This is a genomic window from Gracilimonas sp., assembly GCF_040218225.1.
Classification (GTDB): domain Bacteria; phylum Bacteroidota; class Rhodothermia; order Balneolales; family Balneolaceae; genus Gracilimonas.
Map to the genome: position 1 here is coordinate 109,032 of NZ_JAVJQO010000006.1, position 20,598 is coordinate 129,629.

Annotated in this window: 7 protein-coding genes; 6 read left to right on the forward strand and 1 reads right to left on the reverse strand. The window is 42.7% G+C overall.

Translation table 11 applies throughout. The features are described 5' to 3' along the window. The first annotated feature begins 58 nt into the window (after window positions 1–58). The 5 genes from RIB15_RS07680 (at window position 59) to RIB15_RS07700 (ending at window position 18,030) form a co-directional block, all read left to right on the forward strand. The gene (locus tag RIB15_RS07680) at window positions 59–10,669 is read left to right on the forward strand and encodes an FG-GAP-like repeat-containing protein (RefSeq protein ID WP_350201569.1); all 10,611 of its coding nucleotides are present in this window, start codon (window positions 59–61) and stop codon (window positions 10,667–10,669) included. A 147-nt stretch (window positions 10,670–10,816) separates the two neighbouring features. Further along, window positions 10,817–12,142, forward strand: a complete 1,326-nt coding sequence (locus tag RIB15_RS07685) for an efflux RND transporter periplasmic adaptor subunit (protein WP_350201570.1) — start codon at window positions 10,817–10,819, stop codon at window positions 12,140–12,142. 11 nt (window positions 12,143–12,153) lie between these two features. Beyond that, window positions 12,154–15,261: an efflux RND transporter permease subunit gene (locus RIB15_RS07690; RefSeq protein WP_350201571.1), complete on the forward strand. Its 3,108-nt coding sequence runs from the start codon at window positions 12,154–12,156 to the stop codon at window positions 15,259–15,261. A 119-nt stretch (window positions 15,262–15,380) separates the two neighbouring features. Further along, entirely contained in the window at window positions 15,381–16,328 is a 948-nt protein-coding gene (locus tag RIB15_RS07695) for a DNA-3-methyladenine glycosylase family protein (RefSeq protein WP_350201572.1), read from the forward strand. A 58-nt stretch (window positions 16,329–16,386) separates the two neighbouring features. After that, the gene (locus RIB15_RS07700; protein WP_350201573.1) at window positions 16,387–18,030 is read left to right on the forward strand and encodes a beta-N-acetylhexosaminidase; all 1,644 of its coding nucleotides are present in this window, start codon (window positions 16,387–16,389) and stop codon (window positions 18,028–18,030) included. A gap of 2 nt (window positions 18,031–18,032) precedes the next feature. On the opposite strand, the gene RIB15_RS07705 is transcribed toward RIB15_RS07700, so the two are convergent. Further along, the gene (locus tag RIB15_RS07705; RefSeq protein ID WP_350201574.1) at window positions 18,033–19,118 is read right to left on the reverse strand and encodes a calcium/sodium antiporter; all 1,086 of its coding nucleotides are present in this window, start codon (window positions 19,116–19,118) and stop codon (window positions 18,033–18,035) included. Between the two features lie 169 nt (window positions 19,119–19,287). Here RIB15_RS07705 and RIB15_RS07710 point away from each other — a divergent pair, with 169 nt between their 5' ends. After that, window positions 19,288–20,571: an amidohydrolase family protein gene (locus tag RIB15_RS07710; RefSeq protein WP_350201575.1), complete on the forward strand. Its 1,284-nt coding sequence runs from the start codon at window positions 19,288–19,290 to the stop codon at window positions 20,569–20,571. Window positions 20,572–20,598: the final 27 nt, after the last annotated feature.

A 20,598-nucleotide genomic window follows, 5' to 3' on the forward strand; every position in this document is an offset into this window, starting at 1 on the left:
GTATTCAAAAGAATTAACTAACTCTGCGTTTATCAACCGCGCTGTAACACGTTGTATTATGAAAAAAGGCTTTATACTATTTGGGATATTTACATTCGGGTTTCTTACCTCTTCCTCTGCTCTTGCACAGGATAAAACAACTGATACGCAACCGGTTTCACCTTTACCTCTGAGTGGAAATTCGGAAATAATATCAGAGAGCCCGGTACAGCCAGTAACTTTTGACAGAAACGAACTTGCAGAAAGTGAGCTTTTCCCGGCTTCGGATACAGTATACAGCTTTGCTGATGGGTTAATCCCGAACAATTTTGACCCTTTCACAGGTGGTACAAAGTTTGGGCGAACCACTTCTCCCAACTCGTGGATTATAGAACAGTCGGCCAATACACTAAACAGTGGTTATAGCATCCGAAGTGGAGATATCGATCATTCCGAGAATAGTAACACCGGCATTTTTGTACATATTGCAGAAGGCGGTGGTGCGCTTCAATTTCAGTATCGAATTAGTTCTCAACAAAATTTCGACTTCTTTTACCTGGAAATTGCCGGAACGGTAGTTGATTCAGCCTCAGGCAACATTGCGTGGACCAACAGCCCGGTTTATGATCTGCCAGCTGGTGAATATTATATTGACTTCTGGTTTTCGAAAGATGAAACCGAAGATGATCCTAATGGTATTGATGCCGTATTCCTCGACGATATTTCCATTACCGGATTAGACACCACACCGGTTAAAATTACCGGAATACACCCCAATGCGGCCGCTCCTTTTTCACAGATCAGTATCTACGGAAATGGGTTCTCTCCAAGTGTAGTTCAATCGGTGAGTTTTGGTGGTACCTATGGTACTGTACAATCTGTTTCTGATAATAAATTAGTCGTTCAGGTTCCCCAAGCCAATGTTGGCTTTAATGACGTTACCGTTGGTAACTATTACGGGAGTGATACCTATTCCGGATTTTCTGTATTGAATGCGGTAGATGCCAGTTTTGGTGCTCAGAATGTTATTTCTACATCTGTAAATGACCCCTATGAATTATCTTATGCTGATTTAGACAATGATGGAGACTTAGATATCCTTTCAGCATCTTACAATGATGATAAAATCGCTTGGTATCCTAATAATGGAGACGGAACCTTTGCATCCCAACTTATTATTTCTACTCTTGCTGACGGAGCTTTATCAGTTTTTGCTTCGGATTTAGACAGTGATGGATATCTGGATGTTATTTCTGCATCAGACCTTGGTAATAAAATTGCGTGGTATAAGAATAATGGTGATGGAACATTCGGTTCTGAAACTATTATATCATCTCTTACAGATGGAGCTAATAGCGCTATATCATATGATCTGGACGGAGATGGGGATATGGATGTAATTTCAGCCTCTGAGAATGACAACAAAATTGCCTGGTATGCAAATAATGGAGATGGAACATTTGGTGCTCAAGATATAATTTCTACTTCTGTAGCTGGGGCCAAAGACTTATATGCTGGTGATTTAAATAATGATGGAATTCTGGATTTATATGTAGCATCATATAGCACAGATGAAATCGCATGGTTTGAAGGCAATGGTGATGGCACTTTTAATTCTAAGGTAACAATATCAAGTAGTGTAGATGAGGTAACAGAGTTAGCACATGCTGATTTTAACGGCGACGGATATCAGGATATCGTAGCTGTTTCTTTTGGAGATCATAATCTTTCATGGTTTCCAAATAATGGTGATGGAACATTCGGAGCTCGAATTGTCCTATCAAATAATACTGTGAGTGCTCTGAGTGTAAGTACTGGAGATATAAATGGAGATGGACATCAGGATATTATTTCATCTTCTGGAGGTACTTTCAGGTTAGAATATCATTTAGGAAATGGTGACGGCACTTTTGATACAGACAACCTTATTTTTCAAACCGCAAATGGGGCTAGAAGTGTTAGAAGTGCAGATTTTGATGGAGATGGTGATCTGGATATCATATCCGGTGATTCTAATAATAACATCGCCTGGTATGAAAACACAGGGACCGAAATTGTTTCTTACGTAACCAAAGTAGCTCCTGAAGCTGCAGCTCCCGGATCTTCCATTCAGATTTACGGTTCCGGTTTTAACGGCTCCACAGAAGTTTATATCGGAGGTGTTCCTGCCACCGTCGAGTCTTTTCAATCCACCAAACTGACCGTCACCGTACCTTCTATCAATCCGGGCAACTATAACGTTCTTGCCCAAACGGATGGTGATATTGCTGAATACGCCGGGTTATTTACCGTTGTCAGCAATCAAGTTACATTTTTTGAGCAGACTGATACGCTTGAAACAGGATTAAATAGCTTTAGTTCTCTCCTCCAAACCACTGCTGACTTTGATAATGACGGTGACCTGGATGTGCTTTCCAGTCATTTCAAATCACAATATGAGCTTTTCTGGTATGTTAATGATGGTTTTGGCGGACTTACTTCCAAGCAACTAATTGCTAATTCTTTAGCCAATCATGCAAACTCAACGGATTTTGACAATGATGGAGATGAGGACCTGGTTTATTGGACTACCCTTGGAACCGACTCCCTGCTGTATTTACAAAATAATGGAGACGGTACGTATCAAAATGCGGTACAAATCGCATATGCGGCCAGTGGGACCGGAGCAGCGGTTAGCGGTATAGAATCGGCCGACATCAACCATGATGGATATCCTGATTTAATTGTGTTTTTCGAAGCAATCAATGACATAGCTTTTTTCCTGAACAATGGGGATGGAACTTTTGCTGCAGAACAGTTTATTGACCAAAATGCCAACGATATTAATGATGTCCACTTTGCAGATTTAAACGGGAACGGATATCTCGACATGATTACGGCCCAGCGCTCCCCTTCCAACGTGATCCAATGGTACACCAACGATGGTATCGGAAATTTTTCTTTTGCGGGAGTTCTTTCAACCGGATTTAACTATTACCTGGTAGGTACTTCTGACATTAATGGAGATGGAAACCTGGATATTATTGGGGGACATACCACGGGGATTGGCTACCTTATTAATAACGGCAACTCTACCTTTGGCTCTCACATTTCGATTACTTCAGCACAATCCGCCTATACTTTCCTCGCCATCCGGGATATGGATGGAGACGGAGATGAAGACTTTGCAGGGTATGGTACGGATTTGTTCTGGGTTGAGAAGGAAGGCACTTTCACTTTTGGAGAACCTCAGATTATAGAGAAAGAAAATGTCAATGTTAGCGGATTTGGAGACTTCAATTCCGATGGTGATACAGATATCATCACTTATGACGCTACTAATAACTATGTCTATCAAATAGAAAATGTAGTTCCCAATCCTGCCATAACAGAGATCATACCAAAAGCAGCGGCTCCCGGATCGGAGATAGAAATTTGGGGTAAGGGTTTTTCCAAAAATCTTTCTGAAGTGACCGTGAGTTTTGACGGGGTGGATGCCACCATCGTTGAATCAACCGGTTCGCTAAGTTACGGAAACCGATTGGTGGTTGAAGTTCCAAGCATGAGTGCAGGTCCTGCTGAGATCAGTGTGACAAGCCTGGGTAATACAAGTACGCTATCCGGACAGTTTACTGTGCTTAAGTCAGAAGGCGCATATTTCACATCCCAGAATGTTATTTATAACGCTCCGGAACAACCATTCATCAGCATATTTGCTGACATCAATGGAGACGGATATCAGGATGTAGTTGCCTGGTCAGAGACCAATGATAATCTGGACTGGTTTGAAAATAACCAGGCCGGAAGCTTTGGAAGCCGAACTCCGATTGCCAGCAATGTGAATGTGGAATTCATGGAACCAACCGATATTGACAACGACGGCGATATTGACTTGGTAGTTTTGGATGCCACAAACAGATCTATAAAAGTTTATCCAAACTTGGGTACCGGTTTATTCAGCAGCCCATACGAACTATGGAACTACAATACCGAGAATGGTATCTCCCCCACATTCAGAGGCTTTGAGATTTCAGATGTGAATGGAGACGGATTAAAAGACTTTGTTGTAGGTATGAACTATATCACATTCAGTGGTTCTACCACCTACTACTGGAGAGTTGTTTGGCACGAGAATAAAGGTAATGGAACACTTGGTGATATAAATAATATCTTTAATTATTCAACTTTCAGTAATCCCGGCACACAATTCACAAACTTTGAAGTGTCTGACTATGACAGCGATGGTGATCAGGACGCACTGATTGCAATAAACGGGGGAAGTCAAATTCGTTTATATGAAAACGAAGGGTTTGGTACCTTCAGTGCTTCCGATTATCAATATATTTATAACCCTGATAACATCTTTGATTTTAAAGTCGCGGATTTGAATAAAGATGGTTTTAAGGATCTGATTATTAGCCGGCAATATGTCGGAACCAGCTTCAGCAATAATATTTCTGTTACTCAAAGTAATGGTTCTCAATCCCCTCCTATAACTGTACTTAATGAAAGTCCCGGTTCTGCGAATGATATCAGAGTGTTAGATTTTAACGGAGACGGAAACCTTGATATCGTAGCTTCATATCTGGGTCTGGATCAAATTACGATTTATACCACCGATGGCACATCCGTAACCGATACTATTACCGTAGCCACTTCAAGTGATATAGATACACCTCGCTTTATTGACGTTGGAGATGCCGACAATGACGGCGACCTAGATATTGTTTCCGCCTCTTCTTCTGATGATAAAATCGCCTGGTATGAAAATGAAGCGCCACCAGTTGAACTTTCAACCATTGCAGAAGCCCGGCAAACAGCGAATGGAGAAACAGTTCGGGTTCAGGGAATCATCACCCGGAAACATGAAAATATATTTAAGATCCAGCAGAATAATGCCGGATTACATTTATACGCTTCAGCAGATTTCAATACACCTCTCTTTAACGGAGGCATACAAATTGGTGATTTGGTAGAAATTACGGGCACAGTTTCTGAAGTAAATTCTATGAAGGAATTGATCAACATTTCATCGGTAAATGTCATCTCATCCGGAAACTCACTTCCCGCACCCGTCGATATTGTACTTTCTCAGGTTTCCGATTTTGAACAGTATGAATCTGTACTGGTTACGGTAAATAACCTTTCCGTTACTGAAGCCGGACAAAACTTCGTTAATGAAACGGATTATGATATTTACGAAAACGATCAATTAAGCAGTATTCGCCTTACAGTCGGCCCTGATTTCACTACAGAAATTGCAGGACAGCTTATACCGGATGATTTCGAATACACCGGCATTATATACCAAAGCTCATCCGGCGGAAGCGATGGCTATGCGTTATATCCAATCAATAACAGCGATGTTCGGTACTATACTCCTGACAACGAATTTATTTCTCTTGAAACCGCCAAAAACCAAATCGACAGTTCTTTTGTAAGAGTACGTGGAGTGGTAACTTCACCTAACTTCCAGGCATCAGCTAATAACACCGCTTTTTATATTCAGGACGGTGATTTCGGGATTGTTGTATTTAATGATGATTTGGCTGTTTCCGGAGTTACCCCCGGGGATAGCGTGGAAGTGGAAGGCGAACTCGAAACCTTCAATGGCCTTCGTGAAATTCTTGTTGGCGATATCAACAATAACATCTCGGTTCTCAACAGTGGGAACACCTTGCCGGATCCAAAGTCTGTAAGTTATAATGACTTTATTAATGCCGGTGATCCATCCACGGATCTGCAAAACCTTCAGGGCACCTTAGTCAGAATTAATGACCTGATTACCGACCCTGGTACATGGCCTGCCAATGCATCAGCAACTAACACAAACGTAACTGCAGAAACATTTACTGGAAATTCAGTAACTATTCGGCTTTGGGCTCAAACGGAAGTTATTGGAGATACACCTCCTTCCTATCTGGACCTTGTGGGTGTGTTAGGCTCATTCAATGGTGCACAAATCGCTCCACGTTTCTCAAATGATATTATTCCTATTGAGACACCCGGCCCATTAAATATGACAGCTTCCGCAGGAACTTCTTCCATCGACCTTGACTGGGAACCAAGTCCGGCCCCTAACATCGGAGGTTATAATGTGTACCGTTCAACATCTTCTTTTATCGATTCAACGGCAGCAACCCGACTAAACACTACGGTAATAGATGACACCAGTTATACGGATACAACTCCGGTTGAAAATACGACCTATTACTACCGTGCCGCAGCTTATGACTCTGTAACGGGCAACTTATCTCAGTTAAGTGATGAAGTAGCTGTGCCATTCAAAATTAAGAGCCTTTATGCACTGTCTGCAACCGCCGGTGTTACTGGCAGCACGCTAACCATTTATGGAGCTAATCTTACCAACAGTTCGCTCGAAGTTCAGATTGGCGGGCAGAATGCGACTATTGCTTCATCTGACTCGATCAAGATTTCAGTAACAGTTCCTGCTTTATCACCCAGCACCTACGCTGTTACAATCAACATCAATGGAGATGTAAATCTCAGAGCCCCGGATATGTATACCGTTTTGGAAGATACACCTGATGAAAGCGGGTTTTTCCAGGATCCATCTACTCTGGCTACTTTGTCTGGCGTTCTTGAAATTCAAACCCCTAATCTGGATAACGATCAGGATCTCGATATTCTTACCGCTTCCTATAACGAAAATGCATTTAACAATGTAGGATATCTGGAAAACCTCGGTAACCTGACTTTCTCTGGTCTGCAGGAAATTGGAGAAACCGGTGATGCCCGTGCACGCAGCGTCACCTATGCTGATTTTGATGGCGACGGAATTCTGGATGTAGTCGCTGCTTACAACAATCTTCTGGCCTGGTTCCGGAATGATGGCTCCAATACTTTCAACAGCGTTGAAGGTTCAGTGATTGAAACATTCCCGGTAATCACAAACTACAATTCCCAGGATGTCATAGCTTTTGATGTGAACCTCGATGGTGATACCGATATCATTCATGTACATACCGTAACTGATGATATCTCATATTATGAGAATGATGGAACCGGATCTTTCCAGCTTCAACAAGTAATAGATGGAAATGCTCCTTTAGCTAATGATGTAAAAGCCGCAGATTTTGATGGGGATGGAGATTTCGATCTAGTCGCCTCAATTGAAGCTTCAGGTGAAATTGTTCAGTATGTAAATAACGCCGGAACCTTTAATACGGCTTCTGTAATTACCTCTTCTGTGGATTCACCTAAAAATGTTGTAACTGCAGATTTGGATAATGACGGCTTTATTGATGTGCTTTCGGTTTCGCAAAATGATTCAAAGGTAGCATGGTACTCCAATGGTTCCGGAACCGGAGTATTCTCAGCACAGAATATTATTTCCAGTGACATGACTGATCCTTTTAATGCAACAGCTGCCGACTTAAATGGGGATGGCTTAAACGACGTTATTGTTTCTACCCTTAACGGGGACCTGGTGTGGTATCAAAACCTGGGTTCCGGAAGTTTTGATACCGCCGTTAGCCTGCTATCTGGTGCCGGAGAATTACGCTCGGTTGCTGCTGCTGACCTGACAGAAACAGGTTTGCTAGATTTAATTGCAGGAGACTACACAGCTAATCAATTGATTTTACTAAAAAATGTGGATACTCCTCCTGCACCTCCAACGGGTGTGGCGGTTTCCGGAAATATTGGTTCTGCTTCAATTAGCTGGAATCCCAATACTGAAACCGATCTTCTGGGATATGATGTAGTTCGCAGTACAAACCCTGACGCAGATGGTTTTACCTCCCTGCTTGGCTCACCACAAACCGGAACCACATACGAAGATACCGGCCTGAATAACGGTGTAACCTACTACTATCGAGTGGTTGCTATCGACTCCAGTAACACACGGGTAGCATCTGATACCGTGAGCATTAAAGCCGTATCAACACAGATTTCCGGTATTCATCCAGCAACAGGTATTGAAGCAACCCGTGTTAAAATCTCAGGAATTGGATTTTCTAATGTTCAATCTGAAAATCAGGTACAGTTCAATGGAACATCAGCAACCATTCTTAGTGCCGACTCCGCCTCCATCATTGTGGAAGCTCCGTCAGGATTATCCGGGTTTGTTGACATATCTGTAACAGCCAATAGTATTGGATATACCTATCCGGGCAAATATCTTTACTTATCTGAAAGTGAAGGCACATTTGGCCAGTTCGAAACCCAAACAGGTTTTTCAGGCACCGGAAATATTACTTCTGCTGACATTGATGCTGATGGCTTTGAAGACCTGATCGCCACCCGCCCTAACGACAATCAAATATCATTGATTTTCTCCGATGGGGATGATCCGTTCAACAGAGTAGTAAACCTGAACTTCTCGGGTTCTTTATCCCCAAGGATTATTCGGCCAATTAATATTTTTGGAAATGAATACCCTGATTTTGTATTCACATCGAATCTGAATAATGAATTCAAAGTATTGAAGAATAACGGAGGAAGCACCTCAGGCGGCAACTTCCTGGATCAAACTACAGTAACAGTTAATCACGCAGGTATTACCGATATCTTCCCTGCTGATATGAATAATGATGGTTACACCGACGTTGTGATCTCTTCAGCCAATGATGGAAAAATAAGCTGGTACGAAAATCAAAGTTTCCTTTCTGAGGTAGCTTTTGGCCCGGAAAACCAAATCGTTGATAACAGTAATTTAATGAACTCTATTTACGCGGCAGATTTCAATGGCGATAACCTTACTGATATTGTATCGGCTGAGAATATTGGAAACGAAGTGGCTTTATATCAGAATAATGGAGATGGTTCCTTTACCCGGTCAATTATCGCTTCAGGTATTAATCACCCGGAAAGAGTAACAGCTGCTGATCTTAATAATGATGGAAATCTGGATGTACTTTTTGCTTCTTCTGACGACGATAAGGTCGGAGCCTTCATCAACAACGGAGATGGCACTTTTGGTACTGAAAATGTGATTGCAACCGGAATCTTGGGAGCACTGGATGTTTCTGCTGCAGATCTCAACGGCGATGGACTTGTCGATATCCTGGCCACATCATCCAATAATGGCGAAGGATACTGGTTCCAGAATAACGGAAGTAACACTTTCTCCACTGCTAATACACTCACAAGTGCATTTAGTGGGGCAATCAGCATTCACGCTTATGACTCGGACGGAAATGGCAATCTTGATGTTGCCATCCGCGGACGAGACAGTGGTACACTTGGAGTTGGCAAAAACTTCCTGATTACCGCTCTTCAAATCGAGCAGTTTCTTTCAAACGATAGCATTGTAAGCCTTTCAGATGGACTTGAGTTTGTGTTCGACACCGACCTGTCTACCCTCGATAATTTCGCCAATTATATGGACGGAACAATTACTATCTCGAATCATGATGGTGAAACATTCTCGGCTGGCGCCATAAATATCGAAGGCAATAGTCTGATTGCTGATGACATTAACTTCTATTCGTTAGATACACTTTTTGTAGATATATCTTCTCAGGCTTTATATGATAATAGTGGTGGAAGGTATTTCATAGACATCGACGGCGATGGAATACGAACTTCTGAAGATGACCGCTATTTCTCAGAGGATGACTTCTACACAACCATGATTGGTGATTTTGATAATGACCTGGATGTGGATTTTGATGACCTGAATTCCTTCAGCGATGGCTGGAGAAATGATGAGTTCGGTTATGAAACCGCTCCGCTTGATTTTGGAACTACACTGAGTTTCCCCAATGCGCGTTTAAATGGAGATAACGATTTCAATATTGATGATATCGTTGCTTTTATCCGTTTCTGGAACCTTACACAGGAGCGAAGCAAAGTAGCTAAAGCTCAGGATATGGCTGCGAAAATAGCTTCTCTGGAAAGTGGCTCATCAATAGATGAGGTAGCTTCAGGCCAGAATATTCTAAAGGCGGGAACCAAAGATTTGAGTAACAATACTGATGCCGTTCAGAAGAATTCAAAACAAAAGCCTGAAATCTCTATCTCTGATTCTCTTCAATTCATCAGCTACTCAAAGAATGAGCAGGTTCATGAATATGTGCATGATCAGAATGCAGCGCGTGAAGTAACCTATACTTTTGCTCTTTCCCACCCTGATAGTGTGATGGCGCTTTCTCTGATTATTGACTACGAAGAGGATAAACTGAGCATTTCGGATATTAAAAATCACGATCTGTTCAACATCCATAGCAGCAATGCTAATGTATTTCTATCTCATGTAGACAGCACCAATGGTATCATCACATTGAATGTGGCAAATTTTGGTACGTTGTCGAGTGTACAGGATAGAAAGATTGTTTCTCTAACATTCAATTCTCTTGACGATCAGGATTCAGAAATTATTATTTCATCTGATCTGAGAGCCAAAGGCCAGCCTGCCCTGCAGCAGATTGCAAGAAAAGCAATCAGGGTAGCCGAAGAACTGCCGGGAAGCTTTACCCTTTCACAAAACTATCCAAACCCGTTCAACCCAACTACTACAATTCATTACGAGCTGGCAGAACAGGCTAAAGTGAACATCTCCGTGTTTGATATCCTGGGCCGTAAGGTAGAAACACTGATCAGCGAGAATGGGGTTCGTCCCGGGTACTACAAGCTTAACTGGGATGCTTCCAGATATGCCTCAGGCATGTATATTTATGTTCTTAATGTGAAATCAACATCCGGGAAAGCATACTCCATGACTAAAAAGATGGTGCTGGTAAAGTAATCCTGAGAATATATACTCACAATTCTAACCCTCTGGGAGCCTTTTAAAGGAGTTCCAGAGGGTTTTCTTTTTTATAGCATTTAACATTTGTGCAGGAGTGGTTTACGAAAAAATTGGGTTAACTTTGAACGAACTCAATAAAAGACCATGAAACAGCTACTTCCGCTCTCAAAATTATTCTTTATTTCGGCGCTCTTAATCTTCATGAATGCCTGTTCAGGCTCGGATGAGAATACCTCTCAAAATCAACAACCTGAAAATACCGTCATTCCTTCAGTCGAGGCCGTTCAGGCACGCTATGGTTCTCTTCCCCTGGTAGAACGGTTCAGCGGTAACGTAAAGTCAGAAAATCAGGTGTCTCTCTACCCGGAAATCTCTGGTGTTGTAGAACAGGTTTTCGTGAAAAATGGAGACTATGTTGAGAAAGGTACCAAGCTGGTTCAGCTCAATACGGATGTACTGGAGAAACAGCTGCAACAAGCGGAAGCTGGCCTCAAAATAAACAGCGCGCAGGTTAAGCAAGCTAAAGCACAATTAGCGGAAGTTCAGTCTGAATACAGAAGAACCAAACAGCTTGAAGAGAAAGATTTAACGAGTCAGCTTGAAGTAGAACAAATTGAAGCCCAGTTAATGTCGGCGGAGGCTGATGTAGAACTTGCGGAAGCTCAGCTTGAACAAGCCAAGTCATTGGTTGCAGAACGAAAAGATGAATTGAATAAAGCTGTAATCAGAGCCCCAATATCAGGTACGGTAGGCCAGCGTAATGCAGAAATAGGTATGCAGGCATCCCAAAATTCACAATTATTCCTGATTGGTGATTTATCCAAACTCAAAATTGAAATCGTTCTTACCGAGAACATGCTAAACCGAATACAGGTGGGACAGTCTGCCCGTATCCTGGTTGAAAACAGTGCCGGACAGCAGAGAGCTATTAATGCTAAACTCTCCCGCATATCTCCCTTCCTGAATGAAGTTTCCAGAAGTACTGAAGCTGAAATTGATGTCGACAATGTTGATGGATTACTTAGACCCGGTATGTTTGTACCTGTGGATATATTTTTTGGCGAAAGTGAACAAGCCACACTCATCCCCGTGAGTGCTCTTTATACCGACCCTACTTCTGGTAAAGAAGGTGTTTTCATCGCAACATCTCTGGGTTCTGAAATTGAACCTGTTAGTGACTCAAGTGATAGCAACGGCACCCCCCGCGCTATGACTCAACCTACACCCGTACAATTTAAACCTATTGATGTAATAGCTGAAGGTAGAATGGAACTCGGGGTGACCGGTCTGGAAAGCGGACAATGGGTGGTTACTGTTGGTCAGGATTTATTGTCTGAAGGCAGAACTCAGGCTCGCATTCGTACTATGAGCTGGGAGCGTATTTTCCAGCTGCAACAACTTCAGCGAGAAGACCTGCTGAATGAAATCATGAATGAACGTGAGAACCAGCAAAATAACGTGACTCTTTAAAACTGACGATCATGCCAATTACAGAAACTTCGATTAAGCGTCCTATTGCAACTTCGATGGTCTTTTTGATCATTATCACCCTTGGTGTTATCGGGTTCAGGTTCCTCCCGGTAGATCTTTTGCCACCTATAGAATATCCTCAGCTAACCGTTGCCACTGAGTATTCCAATGTTGGACCGGAAGAAATGGAGCAAATCATAACTGAGCCTATTGAAAATGCACTGGCTGGTGTTCCTGGTGTTGAACGCGTTCGATCCAGTTCCAGTGAGGGGCGAAGCCGTGTTACCCTTGAATTTGCACAAAGTGTTGACGTGGATGTTGCGTCTAATGATGTACGGGCCGCTTTAGACCGTGTCCGTGATAACATACCACCTGAAGCCGAACCTCCCCGTATCTGGAAATTCGATCCAAACAACTTCCCGATCGTTATTGTAGGTGCAAATTCAGACATGAATCTTGCCGAGTTGACAGTCCTTTTAGATCGTGAAGTCACCAAGCGTTTTGAGCAAATTAACGGCGTTGGTTCTATTGATATTTGGGGTGGTATAAATCGAGAGGTAAAAGTTGACATTAAAAGAGACCGGCTAATTGCAAGCGGACTCTCAACAGCTGAAGTACAGCAGGCCATTGCCAGGGAAAACGCTAATCTTCCGGGTGGAAATGTGAACTCAGGCTTACAACAGCTTTATGTTCGTACTTTGGGTGAGTATGAATCTATCGAGCAAATTGCCAATACCGTTATCACCACCATCGATAATAAGCCGATACGCGTTAAAGATGTTGCGAATGTCTCCTTTGGCTATCAGGATCTGGACCGGGTGGTATCTATTGATAAAAAACCTATGGTACGATTCGGTATTCGTAAGCAAACTGGTGCAAATACCGTGGCTGTTGCCGAAGAGATCAGAAAAGAAGTTGAGAAAATCAACAATGAACGCAATGATCTGGACTTATTTATTACAACAGACCAAAGTGAATTTATTCAAAGTTCAATCGACAACGTTCAAAACTCTGCCATGTGGGGAGCCCTTTTAGCTGTTTTTGTACTTTATATATTTTTCCGCAACGGGTCTTCTACATTCATCATTGCTGTAGCTATCCCAATTTCTATTATTGCTACTTTCGCCCTCCTCTATTTTAATGACCTGACTCTGAACCAAATGAGTTTTGGTGGGCTGGCATTAGGCGTTGGGCTTATTGTAGATAATGGAATTGTTGTGCTGGAAAATATCATCCGGCTGCGCGAAGAAGAAGGTGAAGACCTGGAAACAAGTGCACTTATAGGAACCAAACAGGTAGCCGGGGCAATTGTGGCTTCTACCTTAACCACCTGCGTAATTTTCTTGCCCGTAGTATTCATGCAAACAGTTTCCGGGCTTCTTTTCCAGGAACTGGCCCTTGTTGTTGTGTTTGCACTCGTTTGTTCACTTTTGGTAGCACTTACGCTGGTACCGATGCTTTCAAGCCGATTCTTAACTGTGAAAAAGGGTATGAATAATAAAAAAGGAGCTTTCCAGCGCTTTTTCCAAAAAATGGAAACCAAATATTCTCTTTTACTCGAAAAAACTCTTTCACATAAACCCGCTGTTTTTGGAATTACAGCTGTACTTGTAATCACCAGCTTCCTATTGGTGCCAATCATTCCAGTGGAATTAGCTCCTCAAACGGATGCAGATGAAATTGATATCGACCTTGAGATGGCCGATGGAACCAATATCGCTGTGCAGAATCTATATCTGAAAGAACTGGAAGAAATCGTACGCGCTACCCTTCCTATGGAAGACGTTGAGTATTTCACCACAGAGGTGAGAGATGGTCGTGCTGAAGTCGAGATTGCCATGGTTCCTCAATCACAACGCAGCCAAAGCACTTCTGACCTGGCTGCAGAAATCAGGGAAAACCTTTCAGGCAAAGTCCCCGGAGCTGATATTCGCGTGGATGCCCAATCCGGACTCTGGATTTTACGACGGGTATTTGGCGGAGGTGGAGGCGAAGACGTTCAGTTTGAACTTCGCGGATATGATATTGAAAAAGCTTATGAATTAGCTCAGGAAATCAAACTCAGAGTCGAAAAACTACCGGGTATCGTGGAAGTTCGTGCCGGCCGAAGTGAAGGTACTCCAGAAGAACGTATTCTCTTTGATCGCGATAAAATTGCTGATCTGGGACTTTCGGTTCGCGATGTGGCACAAGTTGTTCAAACCAACATTGGCGGAAGTCGTGCCGGTTCCTACCGTATTGGCGGCGATGAATACCCTATCACCGTTCGGCTTCGACCTGAAGATCGGCTTGGAACGCTGGATATTGATAACATTTCGATTCGAACTCCCGATGGTGGAGTACTACCGATTTCCTCGGTAATTAAGAAACAAAGTGGCCGTGGCCCGGAAGATATCAACCGAATTAACGGACAACGGGTAACCAACATTACTGCAAATCTTGAAAGCGGAGTTGCATTGGGTGAAGCGGTAGAAAGAATTCAGGAAGAACTTGTCGATTTCCCATTACCTGATGGTTTTAACATCGTTTATGGCGGTGAGTACGAGGAACAGCAAAAAGCTGCAGCTGATTTCTCCATGTCTATCATCATGGCTCTCATTTTAATCTACATGGTAATGGCGGGACAATTTGAACGGTTCCTCGACCCATTGGTTGTAATGTTCTCCGTACCATTAGCAATGATTGGTGTAATTCCGGCTCTGCTGTTAACCGGTACTACCCTTAATATTCAAAGCCTGATGGGGATGATCATGCTCGTCGGAATTGTGGTTAATAACGCCATTGTACTGGTCGATTACATCAACCTGATGCGACGGGAGAAAAACATGCCTGTATTTGAAGCAGTTGTTGAAGCTGGACGTTTACGATTGCGTCCTATTCTTATGACGACACTCACCACCGTATTAGGCTTGCTGCCTCTCTCCTTTGGCTTAGGCGCCGGAGCAGAAATCCAGGCTTCTCTTGCCCGTGTGGTAATTGGTGGTTTGACTGCCTCAACGCTGGTTACTCTGGTATTTATTCCTGTTGTTTATGTAACCACCGATCAGCTATTGGAAAAAGCCAAAGCCATAAGCTGGAATCCATTTTCTACATCTAAAGAAGTGGAATTAGCAAAATAGACTGATTTGTTTAGGGTGCGAAAGCTTGTTCACCTAAAACGCTCGGCCAATTCTTAGGGTTGATAAAGTGACAATTAGATAATACTCTCACTTTATCAACTTTCACTTAACAATTCCCTATGAGCTCCTGGACACTCAAATCCATTCCTCCCCACGACTGGTTTCTCTGCCTCGATATTGAATCCTACTTTGACCACGAGCACGAACCCGAAAAGATCTTCGAAGAAGGATTTATCCGGCCTATCCCAATTGGAGACACGGACGCTATTGTAACTGTATTTTTTAATGGTGATCCGGAAAATCCTGAGTTTCATATTGAATCTCAGGAATCGCTCTCCAAAGATGAAATTGCCGAAGCCAACAAAAGCCTTACCAAGATTTTTGGAACAGATATGGATTTAAGGCCTTTATACGATCAGGCCAAAAATGACCCGGTTTTGGAAGATAAACTTACCAATCTCTATGGCTTAAAAAGAATGACCCGGGCTAATTTGTTTGAGGATATCTTATATCGGATTGTGCAGATGCAGATGAATCACAAACCGACCGCTAAAAAGATGATGTATAAAATCCGGGAGACGTACGGCACAGCTCTGATGCTTGGCAAAAAATCACTCCCAGCCTGGCCTCGCCCCCATCAGCTGATGAAAGCAGATCCGGCTAATATCCGTAAACTTGGACCTACCCTTCGTAAAGGTCAGTACTTAGTCGGACTGGCAAATGATATTGTAGCAGGTGAAGTAGATATGGATCACCTGAGCACCTGTGATCCACAAGCATGCTATGATGAACTCACAAGCATAAAAGGCATCGGACCTACTTCCGGTCAGGATTTGATGATGATGCGCGGGCGGACTGATGCTGTCTTCCCATCAAACAAAAAAAGTGGAGAAGAAAAAGGCCTTCGTCGCTGGATTATATGGAGCTACGGAGAAGATCCTCACAATACTTCTGAAGAACGGTTTCAGGAACTCATCCAAAACTGGAAAGGCTATGAAGCAGCAGCTTTAGAGTTCCTTTATGCGAATTACATCCTTAAGGAAAAAGAAGAGCAGGCTAAGAAGTAGAATAATTATTCAGAAAAGCTATATTAACAAGCCTTGAACTCTGAATTCACATCACACTATGAAGTATCTTCTACTAACTTTAGCATCTCTTTTAGCAACCTCTTCCCTCTTTGCCTATCAGTCCAAGCCGGTTATATCCGTTATCCCAAAACCCGTTTCGGCAGAATATGAAGATGGTTTTTTTGAACTTGATTCCAGTACATCTATCCACCTTTCTGGTGATTCAGAAGAAATGCAGTTTCTTGGAGAATACCTGAACGACCTTATTTATTCTGCCACATGGGTGAATCATACCATTACTTTTGAAAAGACCCGAACAGATACCAATGCTGCGATATTCCTGGAGATTGATGCCAAAAGTGATATCAGTAACCCGGAAGGGTATATACTTTCTGTGACTGAGAAAGAAATCAGGATTTCAGCCCATAAGGCCGCTGGTTTGTTTTATGGAGTACAAACCCTCAGACAACTTTTTGATCCTGTCATTGAGCATAAGCTTCCGTCTCTGGCACCTAACAATCAGAAGTGGTTAGTACCTGCTGTAAACATCAAAGATTATCCTCGTTTCCGGTATCGCGGCATGCACCTTGATGTTGCCCGCCACTTTTTCCCTGTCGATTTTATAAAGAAATATATCGACCTGTTGGCTATGCATAAGATGAACCGGTTTCACTGGCACTTAACGGAAGATCAAGGCTGGCGCATCGAGATCAAAAAGTATCCCAAATTGACTGAGATCGGTGCCTGGAGAGATTCTACCCTAATCGGGCGATATGGTTCAAATCGGTATGATAATGTTCGCCATGGCGGATTTTATACGCAGGAAGAAATTCGGGAAGTAGTTGAGTATGCTCAAAAAAGACACATTACCATCATTCCTGAAATAGAAATGCCTGGACATTCTTCGGCTGCTTTAGCTGCCTATCCTCAGTTTGGCTGTTTCGATAAGGAATATCATGTACAATCAACTTGGGGAGTTTTTGAAGATATCTACTGCCCAAGTGAAGAAACTTTTGCGTTCCTCGAGGATGTCTTAACCGAGGTAATGGAACTGTTTCCAAGTAAATACATTCATATTGGTGGTGATGAAGCCCCGAAGAAACAATGGAAAGAAAGTGATATCGCCCAGGAAGTCATCAGACGGGAAGGCTTGAAAGATGAACACGAACTCCAGAGCTATTTCATTGGACGCATTGAAAAATTTCTCAATGAAAACGGACGGCAAATTATTGGCTGGGATGAGATTATGGAAGGTGGGTTAGCACCTCAGGCAACGGTTATGAGCTGGCGGGGAGAAAAAGGTGGCATCGAAGCCGCTAAAATGAAGCATGATGTCATTATGACCCCCAACGGTTCAAATTATTTTGACCATTTCCAGGCCCAACCAACAGGGAACGAACCTATTTCTATTGGCGGACTTACCACCCTTGAGGATGTCTACCACTACGAACCTGTTCCCGAGGAACTTACTCCTGAAGAAGCAAAGTATATACTAGGTTCCCAGGGCAATGTTTGGACAGAATACATTCACTCCGGAGATAAAGTGGAGTATATGGCTTACCCAAGGGTTACAGCTCTGGCAGAGGTTTTATGGACTCCAAAAGAACAGAAAAACTGGCTGGAGTTCTGGGCACGGCTACAATCTCATTTTGAACGGCTGGATATACTGGAAGTCAATTATGCGCCGCACTATAAAAAGTAAAATCAGTTTTTTAAAAGTTTCCTTTTCCTATAATCGAAAAGAAATTTAGCCAAGATCATAACGACCGTTAGCGGGATGATAATCCAGGTCATCCCCCATTCCATGGTCTCTTTAAAAGGATGTTGTAAAGCAATAAACACCAGATAGGTAATGTAGGCTACATAGTAAAAAAGGAAACCAGCTGCCTCTGGCCTACCCAATTCTTTTGCTGGCCAAAAAAGTGGCAAACAGGCTACTGCTACTATAACCATAAAAGGCAGATCCAGGTTGATAGCATCCACTGAAACATTTAAAGCTCCCGGAGCAACAATAATGGTCAGACTGAGCGTTAGCAGAATATTATACAGGTTACTGCCCATCACATTAGCAACAGCGGTATCAGAATCATCCCGGCGAACGGCAGAAAGTGAGGTCGCCACTTCAGGCAATGAGGTACCTATTGAAACAATCGTCAGCCCAATGATAAGCTCTGAAATACCCAACACGCCTGCAATTTCAACGGCAGACTCTACCATCCATCGAGAGCCCATCACAATCAAAACCAGCCCTGCCAGTAGTAATAAAATGTATTTTCCGTAAAAAAGTGTGGTAACAGGCTCATCCAGTTCAGGCTGCTCTTCCTTATTAGATTTATTAGCTGAACGGTCTTTTCTGATCTGGCTGTACATGAAAATGGAGTAGGCAACTAAAGCTCCGAAAATGATGAACCCATCAATCATGGTAAGTAAACCATCCATAGCTAATACATAAAGCAAGATACTGGCTCCGATTACCACGGGGACATCTATTTTTATAATCCGGTTTGTGATGTTAAGAGGTTTTACCAAACCAGCAATCCCAAGAATCAGAAGTATATTGGCGATATTGCTACCTAGTATATTCCCTAAAACAAGGTCAGGCTTCCCTTCTGCAGCTGCTTGTAAACTGATAGCCAACTCTGGGGCTCCGGTAGCAAATGCCACCACTGTCAAACCCATTACAACCGGAGATACACTCCAGGCTAAACCAAATCTATCTACTGATTTCAGGAACAGCTCTGCCCCGATTATCAGCGTAACCAACCCTACGATGAATAATAAAACCGTCATTTCCGATGAATTTTCTTTTTTCTAAACCGGCATAAAACTACTACAAAAAACACTCTAAAGCGTATGTTCAAGCGCTAAACTTTGTATCAATTTTACAATCACCGACCTTTCTTTTATTTAGGTTCATTTACCTATATTGCGTCACACAGAATAACCAAACATATATCCTATGAAATTCCGCAGCTTTCTCTTCACGTTCTTTGTTTCACTAATTATTTCTACATCAGCATTTGCCCAGCGAACCGTAATCCATGCCGGCACCCTGATTGATGGAGTTTCTGATGAAGTACGAAATGAAGTCAGCATCATTATCGAAGACAGCAAAATTACCGGAATCGAAAATGGATATATTTCCGGAAATCGTGGTGACGAAATTGTTGACCTAAAATCTAAAACGGTGATGCCGGGACTCATTGACCTCCATGTTCATTTAGAAAGTGAAACAAGTCCACAAAAATATTTAGAGCCCTTCACTTTTGATGAGGCAGAGAAAGCTTTCAGATCGGTTCAATATGCAAAAAGAACACTCATGGCCGGTTTCACCACCGTTCGCGAATTAGGCGGCTCGGGAGTGAACATCGCCCTCAGAGATGCCATCAAAGGAGGATATGTAGATGGACCTCGAATTATCACCGTTGGTAAGTCACTAGCTACCACAGGCGGACACGCTGACCCTACTAACGGTTGGAAAAAAGACCTGATGGGAAGCCCGGATCCGGTTGATGGAGTGTTAAATGGTGTCGCCGAGGCGCGTGAAGCCGTAAGACAACGCTATAAAAATGGAGCTGATCATATTAAAATCACAGCAACCGGAGGTGTACTAAGTGTAGCTAAGTCAGGAGATGCACCACAGTTTTTTATGGATGAATTGAATGCCATTGTTGAAACTGCCAGCGAATATGGAATGCATGTTGCCGCTCATGCTCACGGAGCTGAGGGTATGAAACGAGCAGTGGAAGCAGGTGTTCTTACGATCGAACACGGCACAAAAATGACGGAAGAAGTAATGGATCTCATGATTGAAAAAGGCACATACTACGTCCCTACTATTTCAGCCGGAAAATGGGTTGCAGAAAAAGCAAAAGTAGAAGGATATTACCCTGAACTTGTTGTACCCAAAGCCCTTGAAATTGGCCCAATGATCCAAAACACTTTTGCCGATGCATATAAGCATGGCGTGAAAATTGCTTTTGGAACCGATGCCGGTGTTTTCCCCCACGGACAAAATGGAAAAGAATTTAAGTACATGACGGAAGTCGGGATGCCGGTAATGGAAGCCATTCAAAGTGCAACCATAACTGCAGCCACAGTATTAGGGCTGGAACATGAAATCGGATCTATTGAAGTCGGAAAAAAAGCTGATATCGTAGCCACCGAAGAAAATCCAATTCAAGATGTAACAACACTGGAGCGAGTTTCTTTTGTGATGAAAGATGGTGTGATTTATAAATAATTTATAAACAACATCATGTAGTCTTTC

What these genes read in the sequence shown, in the direction of transcription:
- RIB15_RS07685 (WP_350201570.1), top strand. Translation starts at nt 10,817, where the DNA reads ATGAAACAGCTACTTCCGCTCTCAAAATTATTCTTTATTTCGGCGCTC.
- RIB15_RS07695 (WP_350201572.1), top strand. Translation starts at nt 15,381, where the DNA reads ATGAGCTCCTGGACACTCAAATCCATTCCTCCCCACGACTGGTTTCTC.
- RIB15_RS07680 (WP_350201569.1), top strand. Translation starts at nt 59, where the DNA reads ATGAAAAAAGGCTTTATACTATTTGGGATATTTACATTCGGGTTTCTT.
- RIB15_RS07705 (WP_350201574.1), bottom strand. Translation starts at nt 19,118, where the DNA reads ATGACGGTTTTATTATTCATCGTAGGGTTGGTTACGCTGATAATCGGG.
- RIB15_RS07690 (WP_350201571.1), top strand. Translation starts at nt 12,154, where the DNA reads ATGCCAATTACAGAAACTTCGATTAAGCGTCCTATTGCAACTTCGATG.
- RIB15_RS07700 (WP_350201573.1), top strand. Translation starts at nt 16,387, where the DNA reads ATGAAGTATCTTCTACTAACTTTAGCATCTCTTTTAGCAACCTCTTCC.
- RIB15_RS07710 (WP_350201575.1), top strand. Translation starts at nt 19,288, where the DNA reads ATGAAATTCCGCAGCTTTCTCTTCACGTTCTTTGTTTCACTAATTATT.